Source organism: Bacterioplanoides sp. (genome assembly GCF_965226395.1).
Taxonomy (GTDB): Bacteria; Pseudomonadota; Gammaproteobacteria; order Pseudomonadales; family Oceanobacteraceae; genus Bacterioplanoides.
The window spans coordinates 2787982-2802223 of the sequence record NZ_OZ245358.1 but is presented as its reverse complement, the minus strand read 5'-3'; the positions used below and the strand labels follow the sequence as shown (position 1 = coordinate 2802223).

General features: G+C 49.2%; 11 protein-coding genes. 4 read left to right on the top strand and 7 right to left on the bottom strand.

What is annotated here, in order from left to right:
• Window positions 1-13: 13 nt before the first annotated feature.
• Together oadA and ACO05E_RS12865 are read right to left on the bottom strand one after the other, a co-directional pair.
• Window positions 14-1792: a sodium-extruding oxaloacetate decarboxylase subunit alpha gene (oadA, locus tag ACO05E_RS12870; protein WP_419813341.1), complete on the bottom strand. Its 1779-nt coding sequence runs from the start codon at window positions 1790-1792 to the stop codon at window positions 14-16.
• A gap of 100 nt (window positions 1793-1892) precedes the next feature.
• The gene (locus tag ACO05E_RS12865; protein WP_419813340.1) at window positions 1893-2138 is read right to left on the bottom strand and encodes an OadG family protein; all 246 of its coding nucleotides are present in this window, start codon (window positions 2136-2138) and stop codon (window positions 1893-1895) included.
• A gap of 322 nt (window positions 2139-2460) precedes the next feature.
• Between ACO05E_RS12865 and ACO05E_RS12860 the strand changes: the two genes are divergently transcribed.
• Window positions 2461-3519: a tRNA dihydrouridine synthase gene (locus ACO05E_RS12860; RefSeq protein ID WP_419813339.1), complete on the top strand. Its 1059-nt coding sequence runs from the start codon at window positions 2461-2463 to the stop codon at window positions 3517-3519.
• Window positions 3520-3894: 375 nt separating this feature from the next.
• On the opposite strand, the gene ACO05E_RS12855 is transcribed toward ACO05E_RS12860, so the two are convergent.
• Both ACO05E_RS12855 and ACO05E_RS12850 read right to left on the bottom strand, forming a co-directional pair.
• Window positions 3895-4983 carry a 3-deoxy-7-phosphoheptulonate synthase gene (locus ACO05E_RS12855; protein WP_419813338.1) on the bottom strand — a complete coding sequence of 363 codons (1089 nt, stop codon included), beginning with the start codon at window positions 4981-4983 and terminating at the stop codon, window positions 3895-3897.
• A 590-nt stretch (window positions 4984-5573) separates the two neighbouring features.
• The gene (locus tag ACO05E_RS12850) at window positions 5574-6146 is read right to left on the bottom strand and encodes a methylated-DNA--[protein]-cysteine S-methyltransferase (protein ID WP_419813337.1); all 573 of its coding nucleotides are present in this window, start codon (window positions 6144-6146) and stop codon (window positions 5574-5576) included.
• Window positions 6147-6344: 198 nt separating this feature from the next.
• Here ACO05E_RS12850 and ACO05E_RS12845 point away from each other — a divergent pair, with 198 nt between their 5' ends.
• Both ACO05E_RS12845 and ACO05E_RS12840 read left to right on the top strand, forming a co-directional pair.
• Entirely contained in the window at window positions 6345-6932 is a 588-nt protein-coding gene (locus ACO05E_RS12845) for a lysophospholipid acyltransferase family protein (protein WP_419813336.1), read from the top strand.
• A gap of 7 nt (window positions 6933-6939) precedes the next feature.
• A complete protein-coding gene (locus ACO05E_RS12840; RefSeq protein ID WP_419813335.1) occupies window positions 6940-7746 on the top strand; it encodes a TatD family hydrolase in 807 nt (268 codons plus the stop codon).
• An 18-nt stretch (window positions 7747-7764) separates the two neighbouring features.
• On the opposite strand, the gene ACO05E_RS12835 is transcribed toward ACO05E_RS12840, so the two are convergent.
• The 3 genes from ACO05E_RS12835 to ACO05E_RS12825 form a co-directional block, all read right to left on the bottom strand.
• Window positions 7765-9645 (bottom strand): response regulator, encoded by a 1881-nt coding sequence (locus ACO05E_RS12835; RefSeq protein WP_419813334.1) that lies wholly within the window; start codon window positions 9643-9645, stop codon window positions 7765-7767.
• On the bottom strand, window positions 9642-10619 hold the full coding sequence (locus ACO05E_RS12830) for a hypothetical protein (protein WP_419813333.1): 978 nt from the start codon (window positions 10617-10619) through the stop codon (window positions 9642-9644). Before ACO05E_RS12830 ends, ACO05E_RS12835 begins: the two co-directional genes overlap by 4 nt.
• Window positions 10620-10710: 91 nt before the next feature.
• Window positions 10711-13128 (bottom strand): TonB-dependent receptor plug domain-containing protein, encoded by a 2418-nt coding sequence (locus tag ACO05E_RS12825; protein WP_419813332.1) that lies wholly within the window; start codon window positions 13126-13128, stop codon window positions 10711-10713.
• Between the two features lie 260 nt (window positions 13129-13388).
• Here ACO05E_RS12825 and ppa point away from each other — a divergent pair, with 260 nt between their 5' ends.
• Window positions 13389-13922 (top strand): inorganic diphosphatase, encoded by a 534-nt coding sequence (ppa, locus tag ACO05E_RS12820; RefSeq protein ID WP_419813331.1) that lies wholly within the window; start codon window positions 13389-13391, stop codon window positions 13920-13922.
• The last annotated feature ends 320 nt before the right edge of the window (window positions 13923-14242 follow it).

Sequence of the window (14242 nt, the reverse complement as noted above, 5' to 3'; positions counted from 1 at the left end):
AGTCAGCCTCCTATTAAGCCAGCGTGTACAGAGTGTCGCCAACTTTAACAGCAGAACCTTCCGCCGCCGCAACGCTACCGATAGTACCGGCGCGTGGAGCACGTACTTCAGTTTCCATCTTCATCGCTTCCAGGATGATAACCACATCACCTTCAGCAACTTGCTGGCCTGGCTGAACCATCACTTTCCAGACGTTACCCGCCAGAGGCGCCGCGATTGGGTCGCCGCCGCCAACTGGAGCCGCTGCCGCAGGAGCACCTGCTGCTGGTGCAGCACCACCAAAGCTCAGTGGAGCACCGTTAACCGGAGCCAGTTCTTTAACATCACCACCGTCGTCAACTTTCACCACGTATTCGTTGCCGTCAACGGTTACAGTGAAGGTATCTTCGTCAGCACCTTTAGGCGCTGGTTCGAACGCATCCGGGTTACCACGGTTTTCCAGGAACTTAGGAGCAATCTGTGGGAACAGAGCGTAAGTCAGTGCGTCGTCGATTTTCTCGTCAGCCAGCTTGATGCCTTTGTCGGCAGCCAGTGCGTCAACGTCTGCAATGATCTTGTCCATCTCGTTTTCCAGCAGGTCAGCCGGACGACAAGTGATTGCTTCAGCGCCATCCAGAACACGAGCCTGCAGCTCAGCATTCATAGGCGCCGGTGCAGCACCGTATTCGCCTTTCAGGATGCCCTGGGTTTCTTTAGAGATAGACTTGTAACGCTCGCCAGTCAGTACGTTCAGTACCGCCTGAGTACCAACGATCTGAGAAGTTGGAGTTACCAGAGGAATGAAACCCAGATCTTCACGAACACGTGGAATTTCTTTCAGTACGTCGTCGAACTTGTCAGACGCACCTTGCTCACGCAGCTGGTTTTCCATGTTGGTTAACATGCCGCCAGGAACCTGGGCAACCAGAATACGGGAATCAGTGCCTTTCAGAGCACCTTCAAACTTGGCGTACTTCTTACGAACTTCACGGAAGTAAGCAGCGATTTCTTCCAGCAACAGCAGATCGATGCCAGTTTCACGCTCAGTACCTGCCAGTGCAGCCACAACAGATTCAGTCGCGGTGTGACCGTAAGTCATGGACATAGAAGAGATAGCGGTATCAACGCGGTCGATGCCCGCTTCTACTGCTTTCAGGATGGTCATGTCAGACAGACCAGAGGTCGCGTGAGCGTGCAGTTGAACTTCCAGGTCAGTCTGAGCTTTCAGCTTGCTAACCAGTTCAAACGCATCGTATGGAGTCAGGACACCCGCCATATCTTTAATAGCGATAGAGTCTGCGCCCATATCTTCAATTTGTTTCGCCAGAGACACCCATGCTTCCATGGTGTGAACCGGAGAAGTCGTAAACGACAGCGTACCCTGTGCGTGTTTACCCTGTTTCTTAACAGCTTTCAGCGCTGTTTCCAGGTTGCGCGGGTCATTCATCGCGTCGAATACACGGAAAACGTCTACACCGTTGGTAGCAGCGCGTTCTACGAATTTATCAACCACGTCATCAGCGTAGTGACGGTAGCCCAGCAGGTTCTGACCACGCAGCAGCATTTGATGCGGGGTTTTTGGCATGGCTTTTTTGAATTCGCGAATGCGATCCCATGGGTCTTCGCCCAGGAAGCGGATGCAAGAATCGAAGGTTGCGCCGCCCCAGGATTCAAGAGACCAGTAGCCTACTTGATCCAGTTTTTCAGCAATGGGAAGCATATCGTCGATGCGCATACGAGTAGCCAGAATAGACTGGTGTGCGTCGCGCAGTACGACATCGGTGATACCTAAAGGTTTTTTAGAATCGGTCATGGGTGATGGCCTTTTCAATCCGTTAACGTTGTAAACGTTTGGGTAATCTTGTTATTCGCGAGCTACTACTACTTTTGGTAGCGGTTAACAGTGATAGGAATCACTGACGCGCGCGATGCTCTTTAACTGCTGCTGCTAAAACTTTTAACAGTACAGGGTCTACGCCTTGGGTTGGAGCAGCGGGTGCAGCTGGAGTAGCAACCACCTCTGGTTCCGGCGCAATTTTATTTACCAGTTTGGACATGGCACTGGTTACAAATACCAGCATGGTCAGGAAGACAAATACGACTCCCATACCAAATACCATCAGTTCCAAACCTTGAGAGACGAGACTTGGCTCAGTCATGTCAGGCGTCCTCTTTATGTTTTTTGTCGGAGCTCGCTGCCTCCGCCAGTGCCTGTTTTCATCAGCGAAAACGCGTACTGACGGGGATAGTAAGCCGCCGTAGATTACTGAAAACCCTATATACGCGCAACAAAAACCGGTTTCCATCAGGTTAAATACCAACCACCTGTTACGTAAAACACGCCACAAGCAAGTCGCACTGCCGCTATAAGGAGCAGTGTTATTCATCATTCACATTGGTTATACCGCTAGAGTGACAAATCACTCAAGCGTATAATCCGGAAGTATTATTTTCTGACGACGCTGCAACCACCCGGGTTTTATGTTTACTGGCTCCCTCCCTTTTTCTGATTGTCACGCTCCCTATATCGCTCTGGCTCCGATGGAAGGCCTGATGGATGGTCACTTCCGCGAACTGCTAACCGCTGTGGGCGGTATTGACCACTGCGTCACCGAATTTATCCGCATTACCAAGCAGGTATATCCGCAACGGGTGTTTAAACGCTTCAGTCCGGAGCTCGCTTATACCGGAGAACAACGTGGTAAAACCCGGGCCGGAACGCCGGTACATATTCAGTTATTAGGCAATGACCCGCAGCTGATGGCCGAGAATGCCGCCAAAGTAGCGGCCATGGGCGCGCCCGCCATTGATCTGAATTTTGGCTGCCCGGCCAAAACCGTGAACAAAAGCCAGGGCGGTGCCGTGTTATTACAGTGGCCAGAGCTGATCCACGAGATTACCGCGGCTGTGCGCCGGGCGGTTCCTGCACATATTCCGGTATCCGCCAAAATGCGTTTAGGATTTAAAGATAAAAGTCTGGCGTTAGAGAATGCTAACGCCCTGGCTTCGGCGGGCATTCAATGGCTAACGGTACACGCCCGCACCAAGACCGAGGGCTACAAACCACCCGCCTATTGGGACTGGATTGCCCGCATCAAACAACAGCTCAGCATTCCGGTATTAGCCAATGGCGAGATCTGGACGCCGGACAATGCCCAGCAATGCATAAAGGAAAGTGGCTCGGATATTCTGATGATTGGCCGTGGTTTAGTCGCCACACCCGATTTAGGATTACGCATTAAAGCGCAGCACTCGGGTTTGGATTACCAACCACAAGACTGGCAGCAGCATTTACAGTTATTCCGCAAATTGGCTGACGATATTCAGCACTTAAACGACAAGCAGCTGACCGACCGCTTAAAACAATGGCTGCATTATTTCACCATGCAGTCGCTAGAAATCTCGGCGGTATTCCAGCAGATAAAACGCGAGCGTGATAAAGATCTGTTTTTTGAGAAGTTAGATCAGGCAATTATTGAGGTCGAAAAAAATCCTCCACAGCGGGAGGATTTTAAACAGTATCAGCATAGTGGGTTTTAGAATCAGTTTGGTTTTCTAGAAAAGTATTTCCGTAAAAGTTTTCTCATGAAGGTTAGTTTGTACTCCTCCTCATTATAAAAATCACAACTCAGACATTTTCTTTGAAGATATGTCTGAGTAAAAAGTTGAACGGGTATACCATCAACATATTCAAATGTTTTAGCAAATAGGAACTTATCACCGCAACTTGGACAGGTTAGTTCATCAGCGTTACCTCCTGCCCGACTCCAGTAAGTTTTTCTCCCGGAAACTTCTTCACCAGTTGGAGTTGAACTGCAACCACAATTAAAACAGCTCTCAACCCCAGAAGAATTAGCGGTATCACATACTAAGCATTGCCACCGATAAAGATTTTTCAAATCAACCTCTGCAGAGTTAAAGAGAATTATATAGATCAAGGAGCAACTCCTCAGTCTGCCCCCAGCTGATACACGGATCGGTAATCGACTTACCGTAAGTCAGCTGGCCATCACCATTTTCACCATCCATGCCTTGCTTACCTTCTTCGAGGAAGCTCTCCAGCATTAAACCCATGATAGCCTTATTACCTGCTGCACGCTGAGCGACTACTTCCTTGGCAATATCAATCTGACGCAGATGCTGTTTCTCGGCATTATCGTGGCTGCAATCCACCATCACTTTGGTATTCACACCACCCGCTGCCAGCGTGGTTAATGAGGCTGCAATACTATCGGCATCGTAGTTCGTCACAGTTTTGCCCTGAATATCTTTACCGCCGCGTAATACCAGATGGGTATCCGGGTTTCCCGGGGTGTCCAGCATGGCAATCTGACCATCCACATCCACCCCCAGCGTATGATGGCTGTGGCGCGCCGAAATCATGGCATTCACTGCGGTGGTTGCCGAACCATCAGTGCCATTTTTAATGCCAACCGGCATTGGCAAGTGGCTGACCATTTCACGGTGAGTTTGTGATTCGGCTGTGCGAGCACCAATGGCAGTCCAGCTAACCAGATCATCAAGGTACAGCATGGTGAGTGGATTCAGAGCCTCGGTTGCCAGAGGCAGTCCAAGTTCCGCCAACTGGATCATTAACTGGCGAGAGCGGGTCACTCCCTGCTCCATATTGCCACGACCGTCACGCTCCGGATCGTACGCCAGACCTTTCCAGCCGATATGAGTGCGGGGCTTTTCCACGTAAGCGCGCATCACAATTAATAGTTTATCGCTGAGCTGCTCATTTAAAGCGGCCAGACGTTTGCCGTAATCCAGTGCGGCTGCTTCGTCGTGTAGTGAACATGGGCCGGTAACAATTAATAAGCGATCATCATCGCCATTTAATACATCGCGCACTTGTTGGCGCTGTTGGTCAATTTGCAATACCAGCTCATCACTCAATGACAGCTGCTGTTTTAATTCACGCGGTGTACGTACCTGGCGAACCGCCGGATCATTGGCAGCCATTTTTTCGCTTTGTTGTGCTTTTGCTACTGAAGTATTCATCGTTGTCTCTCTTAATTCTCTTAGCTCGTTAAACGTTAGCGCTTATATCGATTTGCTTGCTTTTGCTTACTTGTTTGGTTTTGAGTGGTGTTGGTTTTGAGCAGTGTTGCTTTTGACCGGGTTCAGTGCCAATAACGCACTAAACCCTTACCAAATAAGTCCGCACCAAAATACGCAGCGCTTCCGGCGTTAGCAGGTTGAGAATGAGTGATGTTTTGCATGCAGTGTGTTTCCATCGCATTGCTCTCTTCAGTGTGTGTCGTTTTGTGTTTCTGTTAAAAACGACGACCAATAAAAAACCCCGACTGGCTGACTGCCAATCGGGGTTTCAGATTCCCTGGTGGCAGTCTGGCGTTTCACCGGGACTGCCTTTGTTGTCTCTGTGTTACAACTGGCGACCCGACTCCTGACTAAAATAGCCAAAGCCATACCACCAAAAATACACACGTGCGCCAGCAGTCAAACCGCTAGCGGCTTGAGCTGTTTTTTGCAGGCTTCCCATCAGGGATGTACGTGTGTTTGAAATATTCATACTTTGATATTAACGCTTTACACTGAGTTTGCAACTGTTAAGCGAAACACTTTCTTCGTTAAAACAGACTTTTTTGCTGACTTACCGGGATCACTCGTGTCTTTTGTGTCACCTCTCCAGATTCAATCTTATGCCCTTCCAACTGCAGCAACCGGGCTTTGGTTTCAATGCCCCCCGCGTACCCGCGCAATGCCCGGTCAGAACCAATCACCCGATGACAGGGAATAATCAGACTGATGGGATTACGGGCATTGGCACTGGCAACCGCGCGCACAGAGCCGGGGTTACCAATTGCCTCCGCCAGTTGCTGATAACTGCTGAGCTGGCCGTAAGGTATCGCCTGTAACGCTTGCCAGACAGCTTGCTGGAATGCTGTCCCTAGTGGTTTTATGGGCAAATCGAAAACGACCGGCTCCCCGGCCCAATAATTCATCAGTTGCTGTTCGCAGTCAGAAGCCCACTGAGCCTGCTCTGTTTTGCGGTTCTTCTGTCCTGGCTGAAAACGCAGACTACGAATCACCTCATGATTCCCCCGAATCACCATATCACCCACCGGCGATGGCAAGACAAGACACACCTCACCTTCCCTATCGGTGATTGTTTCTGGTGTATGAGCGTGAAGTACTGGCATAAAAAACTCCCGACACAGCCTATTAATGAATGAAAAGAACATATTTCGTGAAGAAAGATCACGAAGAAAGCCCTTCTGCCTCTGATTTTCCAGTCATTGCCGACGCAGATCGCAGAATCCGGCAAGACAGGACTTTGTGTTGTCATACGCTCAGAGTATCATGCGCGCCCTCTACGATTTTATTACCAGAGGTTGTGTATGCACACTACCATGTTCGACACCCCGATTCTGAAGACCATCCTGCGCTGGTTATCCGTGATAACCCTGAAGTTGCTGGGCTGGAAAACCGAAGGGGAAATTCCGCGCGATTTAAAGAAATGTGTGATGATTGCCGCGCCGCACACCAGCAACTGGGATTTGCCCTTCACCCTGATGATTGCCTTTTCTCTGCGTGCCCGAATCTACTGGATGGGCAAAGAGCAGATTTTTAAGCCACCCTTTCGTGGTCTGATGATGTGGATGGGAGGCATCCCGGTCGATCGCTCCAAGGCCAACAATATGGTGCAGGCTTCAGTGGATGCGATTAAAGCCAATGACCAGCTGTTCTTGCTGGTTCCGCCTGAAGGCACCCGCTCTAAGGTGACTTACTGGAAAACCGGCTTTTACCATATTGCTCATGGCGCCGGTGTGCCGATTCTGATGGGCTTTCTGGATTACAAAAACAAAACCGGTGGTATTAAACAAACCTACACCACCAGTGGTGATATCGAAGCGGATATGGAACAAATCAAAGCCGTTTATGCTTCCATCAGTGGTAAAAAGAACGACCAGTTCCACGCAGGGTAACCATATTATGAGCAAGAAAAAGCGTCGCGAGATTCCGCACTATCAATTGCCAATTATTGAGACCCACTTTCATCTGGATTATCTGAAAGAAGAAAGCCCGGAAGCAACACTCGACGCTGCTCGTCATATTGGTGTTGAGCGCTTTATGACCATTGCAGTTCAGCCGGATAATATGCCAACCGCGCTTGGCCTGGCTGAACAGTTTGATGATGTGTACGCCACCCTTGGCGTTCATCCACATGAAGCCGCGCTATTTGATGAGTCTACCGACGCTTATATTCAAACCCATGCAATTAATCCCAAGGTCGTGGCGGTTGGTGAAATCGGGTTAGATTATTTTTATGATCATTGCGATCGCGAGGTACAGAAACAGGTATTCAAACGGCAGTTACAGCTGGCGATTGATTGTCAGCTACCGGTAGTAATTCATACCCGTGAAGCCGATGATGACACCATTGAAATTCTGCAGGAATACGCTCCTAAGATGGCGAAAAAAGGTGTTGTGCATAGTTTTACATCAGGGCTGGAATTGGCCAGCATCGCTGTTGATCTGGGCTTCTGTTTAGGCATCAACGGCATCGTGACTTTTAATAAAGCCGACAATGTGCGGGAAGTGGTTGCTCAAACACCACTGGAGAGTTTATTGCTGGAAACGGATGCGCCTTATCTCACACCCGTACCTTATCGGGGTAACGAAAATGCACCGAAATATCTGCCGTTTGTTGCTGAGAAAATTGCTGAAGTCAAAAATATCCCGGTTGAGCAAGTGCTGCAGCAAACCTATCAGAATTCATTAACTACTTTCTTCAGCTGAGCTGAAACAGCATCCCCGCTAAAGCCAGCGGGGTAATACGGTTCTTAACGTATCAATCTTTAACGGCTTGGCAATAAAGTCATTCATACCCGCGTGTTGGCAACGCTGATGTATTTGCTCGGTGGTGTTGGCAGTACAGGCAATAACCGGAGTAATGTGCCCGGCACTCCTCAGTGAACGAGTTGTTTCAAAGCCGTCCAGACCCGGCATATGACAATCCATTAACACCAGATCAAATTCATCCGCAGTCATTTTTTCCAGGCAGGCTTCTCCGGAGCACACACTATCCACGATCACCCGCTGAAAGCTTTTCTGCAGCATCTTTTCTGCCACTTTTAAATTCACCGGGTTATCCTCAACCACCAAAACCCGGAAAGCACGCGAGATCTGCGCTTCAGAAGCCGCAGATAGCGGTGTCAGCAACACCGGAAATTCAGCCACAACCCGGGTACCACCAGATGCATTATCTTGAAGGGTCAGGCTTCCTCCCACCAAGGTCGTAATATGATGTGTAATGGTCAGTCCTAACCCCATGCCTTCATATTCACGGTTAAATGACGAGCTGACCTGAGCAAACGCATTTAAGACCGACTGCTTCTGATGATCCGGAATTCCAATACCAGTATCCGTTACCTGAATCGTTAACCTTGCAGCATCAACCTCATTCAGATCAACCTCACCCAAACCAACTTCAACAATCACAAACCCTTCATTGGTAAACTTAATGGCATTATCAACCAGATGGCGCACTACTTGACGGATTAATGCCACATCCGTTCTGACGGGCATGCGTTTTAACGCCTCATCGTATTGCACCACCAGTGATAAGCCACGCTGCATCGCTGCCGCCGCTAAAGAAGACGTCAACTCAGCCAACGCATCTGGCAACTTATGCTCAGCCACGCTCAGTGGCAGGGTATTTTTCTCGACATCAACCACCACCAGCACATCTTCCAGCAGCTGAGATAAATGCAGCAGCGAGTTTTCCGCCATGCTTTTGTAATCAGCAAAAGCACCGATGTCGTTATTGCCTTCCATTAATTGCAATGCACCTAAGGCACCATTGAGCGGAGTGCGGAATTCATGACTCATCATCGCCAGAAATTCACTCTTTGCATGATTCGCGCGCTGGGTTTTTTTTTGCTCTGATAACAACTTGTCGGTGAATTCCTGCTGCTCTGCCTCCGCTCGTTGCAGCGAAGCAGCTAAAGAGTTGGCATTTAATTGCAACTGGCCAATCTCGGCGCCGTTATCAACGGGTAAACGACGGCTGAACTTCCCCTCAGCCAAACCGGTAAAAAAGAAAGCCAACGACCGTAATGATGACACAATATTAAACGCCGTCAGATGGGCAATCGACAGGCCGGCAAACATCACTAACAAACCTACCAACGCCGATTGCCAGGCAATGCTCAGCTCGTGCTGCCGGGTAAATGTATCCGCCAGGCTTAATTCAATAATGGCGAACAGCTGAGTACTGTTTTTTACATCAATATCCTCGGCATATTCTGCATATTCGTCGTACGGCTGCACCGTTCGCTGCATCGCAAACTGGCGCAGAAAAATATCATCGTTATTCACCTGCGGATAATGTTGATCAAGATGCTGCAGCAGTACTTCGCCTTCCGGATTAGTAATGGTCACGGCAATAATATCGGGCTGCTGTAACACCGAATGAATTAACGGTGATAACAATTCATAATTACCCGAAATAATCGGGTACTCAGCTGCGGCGGCAATATTTTCCAATAACAGTGATACCATCGCATCACGATTCTGGTGAATCCCTTGCCAGCGTTCAGACAGATGAAACAGCGATAACATCAGTACTGCCGCCAGAGTGGGAAGTGCGGCCACCAGTAACATCCGTTTGCGGATAGACCATTCACGATAATTCATGGCTGGACCTCCTGCTGACGGAGGTGATTGGTAACGGTGTCAATATCCGGTAACACTAAGTTCAGTGAGCGGCCAACCTGTTTGTTGTATCGCACATTAAAATACGGATTATAGTCTGCTACTGGCCAGCTCTTAGCTGAAGTTTCATCGGGCTTGCCTGCATCCGCTTTAGCTTCATCGGCTTTGTTTTCATCGTTTTTACCAAGGCCCTGTAATAAGATTTCACTGAGACGCTGGGCAACGTCACCCAGATCACTGTAGGTCGATGCCAGTGCACCGGCTTTAATATAAGACCCGGACGGGCCAATCAGTGGTTTATTACGACGATAGGCGGTAATCAGAATATTTTTAATATTGGCTGAACTGAATAATGCCGGATCATAGGCTCCCACCAAAGCGACGTTACTCGTTAATAAGTCAGCTAATGCCCGATTCAGGTCGGGGTAATCTTCAATAAAATAAGTCTGAGTCAAAGCATCGGATTCTGCCTTTGCTTCCGAGTCTCCTGAAGCTGTCTTACCAGCAATATTTCCGGCATTTCTGGAAGCCAGAATCCCCAGCGACTTGTCCGGCCCCAGCACTTGCCGCGCCAGCTCAATCTGCCGTTTCAAAGGCGGCTCCAGATAAATAGCCGACTGCAGCCTTTCTCCGGCCTGCTGTACAACCGTCTGGCTGACAAACACAGCAACCGCCGGAATATTGGGCTGATTCCAGCGCTCAACCACACCATTTCCTGCCAGCACTACCGCAGAATACGACGGCCACTGTACGCTGCTACCCAACACCACCGGCTCAATATTAAAACCACTTAATTGCGCCGTTTTTTCGGCCAGGCGCTGCACCGCTTTCGAAGGCTTGTGGCTGACCAGGGCAATGGTTTCGGCTTTGGTTGTGTCTGCCTGGATAACGTCGGCCTGAGCAGCGTCGGACTGAACACTTTCAGCATAAGCACTCGTTATGCATGCCAGCAGCAAGCATATGCAGCATAGACTGATGGACAAAAGTCTGGACAAAGCATCCGTGCTCAACATAACGCTCCCTTAAATTCCCTCAAAAAAGATGCCCTTAAAAATTCAGACCAAGCTGAACGTAGTAGAGGTCATCGTTTTCATAACGCTGATTGGAATAAACCAGCGGATCCTGATCAACAATGTGATGCCAGAAAACGCCTACCCAAGGCGTGGTTCCTGCGAACTGAAACTCTTTGCGCAGGTTAATCTCATAACGTCGATAACGACGATCTGTAATACCGATGCTGTCGCCATAACGGTCATACCAGAAATGCGAGCCGGTAAAACTCCAGCGGTTGCCCTGGTGATGCCAGCTGGCGACCACACTATCGCGGGCACTGGCGCGTAATTCGATACGCTCCAGCGATGACACATCACGATCGGTTAAACCATCGGTGTTGCCACTGTCATACACCGGATTCACGTATGCGGCGGCTAATCGTAACCAATCCCGTTGGCTTGCCTGCCAGCGCAGCTGTAATTCGGCACCATCAATCTCCATTTCACTATCAGAGGTGAGCACCGTGGTACTTAACGCAATCGGGTTAGAAATCAATCGGGTTAATGAATCCCGATAGACTTTAAAATCCCATTGCCAGTCAGTCGTCGCACCATAGTAGCCTAGCTCAATACTGGTGATTTCTTCATGCTTTAAATCACGTTCCATATCCGCCTGATTAACAAATAACACACCTGAGTCCAGCCCCAGATAATTCGGGCTCAGATTTTCAATGGTTACCCGATAATCCGGATTCTGCTCAACCAGATCCGGTGAACGTACCGCCTGGGAGTAAACTGCGCGAATACTGTGCTGAGGCGCCAGCAAAAAGTTAGCAGCGATCCGCGGAGAAAAAGCATCATCATTGTTGTCTTCGATTTCATACATACCGCCCGCATTAATGACCAGCCAGTCCAGTGCGCGCCATTCTGCATTGGCAAAGAAGCGATAAGTGTCATTTCTGACGGTACCATTGAACAAGGTTTGCGAATGGACCTGATCACGACGGAAGCTTATACCCGATACGGTGCGCAGTCCCGGTGCCCACTGAATGGTATCCTGCCACTCAATATCAAAGCGCTGCTCCTGTCCTCCACGGTCGCTATGACCACATACCACCTCAGCCGCCTGACTGAAACCTGTACCATTAAACGCACGCTGCAATGCGTCGGATGCCAGATTCAGATCCGCTTGAGAAACCTCAACTGCGGCTTGCACCCGGGCCAGCTTTCGGGCCCGATCTGCGCTGCTGTCACCATTTTCAAGCTCACGTTCAAACAATATGGCTTCCAGCTGCTGCTCTACAGACTCTGAGTTAGCTTGTTGAGTCGCAATTTCACCCAGAAGTCCATTAGCCTGAGCCCGCGCTGCAGGATCATCTCCAGCTAATAACGAGGGTGCTAACTGCCCCAGTAATCGCGATAAATACGGACTGCTCTGATAAATTTCAAATAACGCCGGGTCCAGTGATATCGTCGGAACACAGGCACCGGCCTGCTGATCACGGCTCTCAATCTGCCAATAGGCTTGTAAATGAGAAGCGTGATGCTCACTGAATTCGGTAGACCATTTTCCCCAAAGATGTCCCTGCTCAGATTCCAGATCCGGAAAGCTGGTATCAAACGAGTCCTTACGAATATCGGTATGGCCTTTTTTATACGAGGCTTGCCAGTCAAGATGACTGTGGTTGCTCAGCGGTTGGCTGACATGAGCACTCACAAAACCATGACGACGGCCATCACGCCAATCATCACGGCCATTATTCTCGCGGCCATCATAACCATTATCAGCGTTAATCTGTGCACTGATACGGTAACTGGTTTGCTCATGAACGCCAGAGTAACTGACAAAGGAATCATCGTAACCTTCTGAGCCATTGCGGTAACGTACCCGCACGCCAAGCGTTTCATCCGGATGCTTACTGATAATATTAATCACGCCGAGAAAAGAGTTGGCCCCATAGGTGGCAGCACTCGGGCCACGAGTGACTTCAATCCGGGCAATATCTTCCAGGGCAACAGGAATATCATCCCAGGTTACCGAAGCAATCGACGCCCGGAATACAGAACGGCCATCAACCAATACCTGCAGGCGGCGCATAATATTGGGAGTAGAGGCGTGATAAATAACCGAGGCGTTGTTTTCGTCATCACCATGGCCGATAAACATGCCAGGCACAAAACGCATCAATTCAGGAAGCGTGCGCACTCCCCAGGCCTGGATATCATCGGCAGAAATCACGGTAACGCTGGCCGGTACTTCCGCCCGGGGCTGCTTCAGACGCGTCGCGGTCAACACCACCGGAATGTCGTCTTCCAGTAAGTAACTGTCATCAAACTCAGCCTCGCTATCACCTAGTTCGGCGGCGTTAGTCGCAAAAGATGGCAAACTCCCTGAACATAAAACGGCCAGCAATACGCCAGCTCGTGAGGTAAAAACCAGATTCCCTATCGGCTTTTTTATCGGGTTTTTCATACAGATCAGATCTCTTCTGACTTTCTTATTGATCGTGAGTCACCAGCCAGCCACGCCACCCGTTCAGAGTCAGCAGGACATCGTATGGCATCAGTGTAGCCTACCGCCAAATCTTTAATAGAAGTGTCAATAAAGACTAATGCTTTATTACTAGCAATTAAACCCGGCCTTTATACTGATGGCAGGCTGTCAGAGCAAGCGGCAAGTCGCTATAATCCGCCCCAGCAAAATACTTTCACCCACAAGATTGGAAAAACACTATGAGCTATAACGCGATTTCAGCGGGCAAAGATCTGCCAAACGATGTTTATGTTGTGATTGAGATTCCTGCGAATCACTCTCCGATAAAATACGAAATCGACAAAGATATGGATTGCCTGATGGTTGACCGTTTTATGGCAACCCCAATGTTCTACCCAGCCAATTACGGTTATATCAACGATACTCTGGCTGACGATGGCGACCCGCTGGACGTACTGGTGATTACTCCTTACCCGGTACAGCCAGGTTCCGTTATCCGTGCCCGTCCGGTGGGTGTTCTGAACATGGAAGACGAAGCGGGTGAAGACGCTAAACTGGTTGCAGTTCCGCACGAGAAGCTGACCCAACTGTACAACGATGTACAGGACGTTAACGACGTACCAGAACTGCTGCGTGAACAGATCAAACATTTCTTCGAAAACTACAAAGATCTGGAAAAAGGCAAGTGGGTTAAAGTACAGGGTTGGGGCAACGCTGACGATGCTCGTCAGATGATCGTTGATTCTGCCAAAGCCTACGAAGACGCAAAATAAGTGTTTTCAGCCTTCTTTTAAGAAGACATAAAAAAGGAGCCAGATAACGGCTCCTTTTTTTGTGGTCGTATTTTCACCGATAACGAGGTTCACACGCTGCACAGGGCCTGTTAACACTATTTCGATCACGCTGTTATGACTGAAAATCTTTCAATCAAGGCGCGAAGAGTGATGTTTAACGAGTTAAATGAATGATGAGCAACATAGAGTGAATGATTTTCAGCCATAACCCGAAGGGCTGGTGTCAGTTTTCCCTGAGCTGTGTTATTCGTTACTGATTTAACTCGTTAAACGACGCTCCTCATGCCTTGCTCATGAAA

What these genes read in the sequence shown, in the direction of transcription:
- oadA (WP_419813341.1), bottom strand. Translation starts at nt 1,792, where the DNA reads ATGACCGATTCTAAAAAACCTTTAGGTATCACCGATGTCGTACTGCGC.
- ACO05E_RS12865 (WP_419813340.1), bottom strand. Translation starts at nt 2,138, where the DNA reads ATGACTGAGCCAAGTCTCGTCTCTCAAGGTTTGGAACTGATGGTATTT.
- ACO05E_RS12860 (WP_419813339.1), top strand. Translation starts at nt 2,461, where the DNA reads ATGTTTACTGGCTCCCTCCCTTTTTCTGATTGTCACGCTCCCTATATC.
- ACO05E_RS12855 (WP_419813338.1), bottom strand. Translation starts at nt 4,983, where the DNA reads ATGAATACTTCAGTAGCAAAAGCACAACAAAGCGAAAAAATGGCTGCC.
- ACO05E_RS12850 (WP_419813337.1), bottom strand. Translation starts at nt 6,146, where the DNA reads ATGCCAGTACTTCACGCTCATACACCAGAAACAATCACCGATAGGGAA.
- ACO05E_RS12845 (WP_419813336.1), top strand. Translation starts at nt 6,345, where the DNA reads ATGCACACTACCATGTTCGACACCCCGATTCTGAAGACCATCCTGCGC.
- ACO05E_RS12840 (WP_419813335.1), top strand. Translation starts at nt 6,940, where the DNA reads ATGAGCAAGAAAAAGCGTCGCGAGATTCCGCACTATCAATTGCCAATT.
- ACO05E_RS12835 (WP_419813334.1), bottom strand. Translation starts at nt 9,645, where the DNA reads ATGAATTATCGTGAATGGTCTATCCGCAAACGGATGTTACTGGTGGCC.
- ACO05E_RS12825 (WP_419813332.1), bottom strand. Translation starts at nt 13,128, where the DNA reads ATGAAAAACCCGATAAAAAAGCCGATAGGGAATCTGGTTTTTACCTCA.
- ppa (WP_419813331.1), top strand. Translation starts at nt 13,389, where the DNA reads ATGAGCTATAACGCGATTTCAGCGGGCAAAGATCTGCCAAACGATGTT.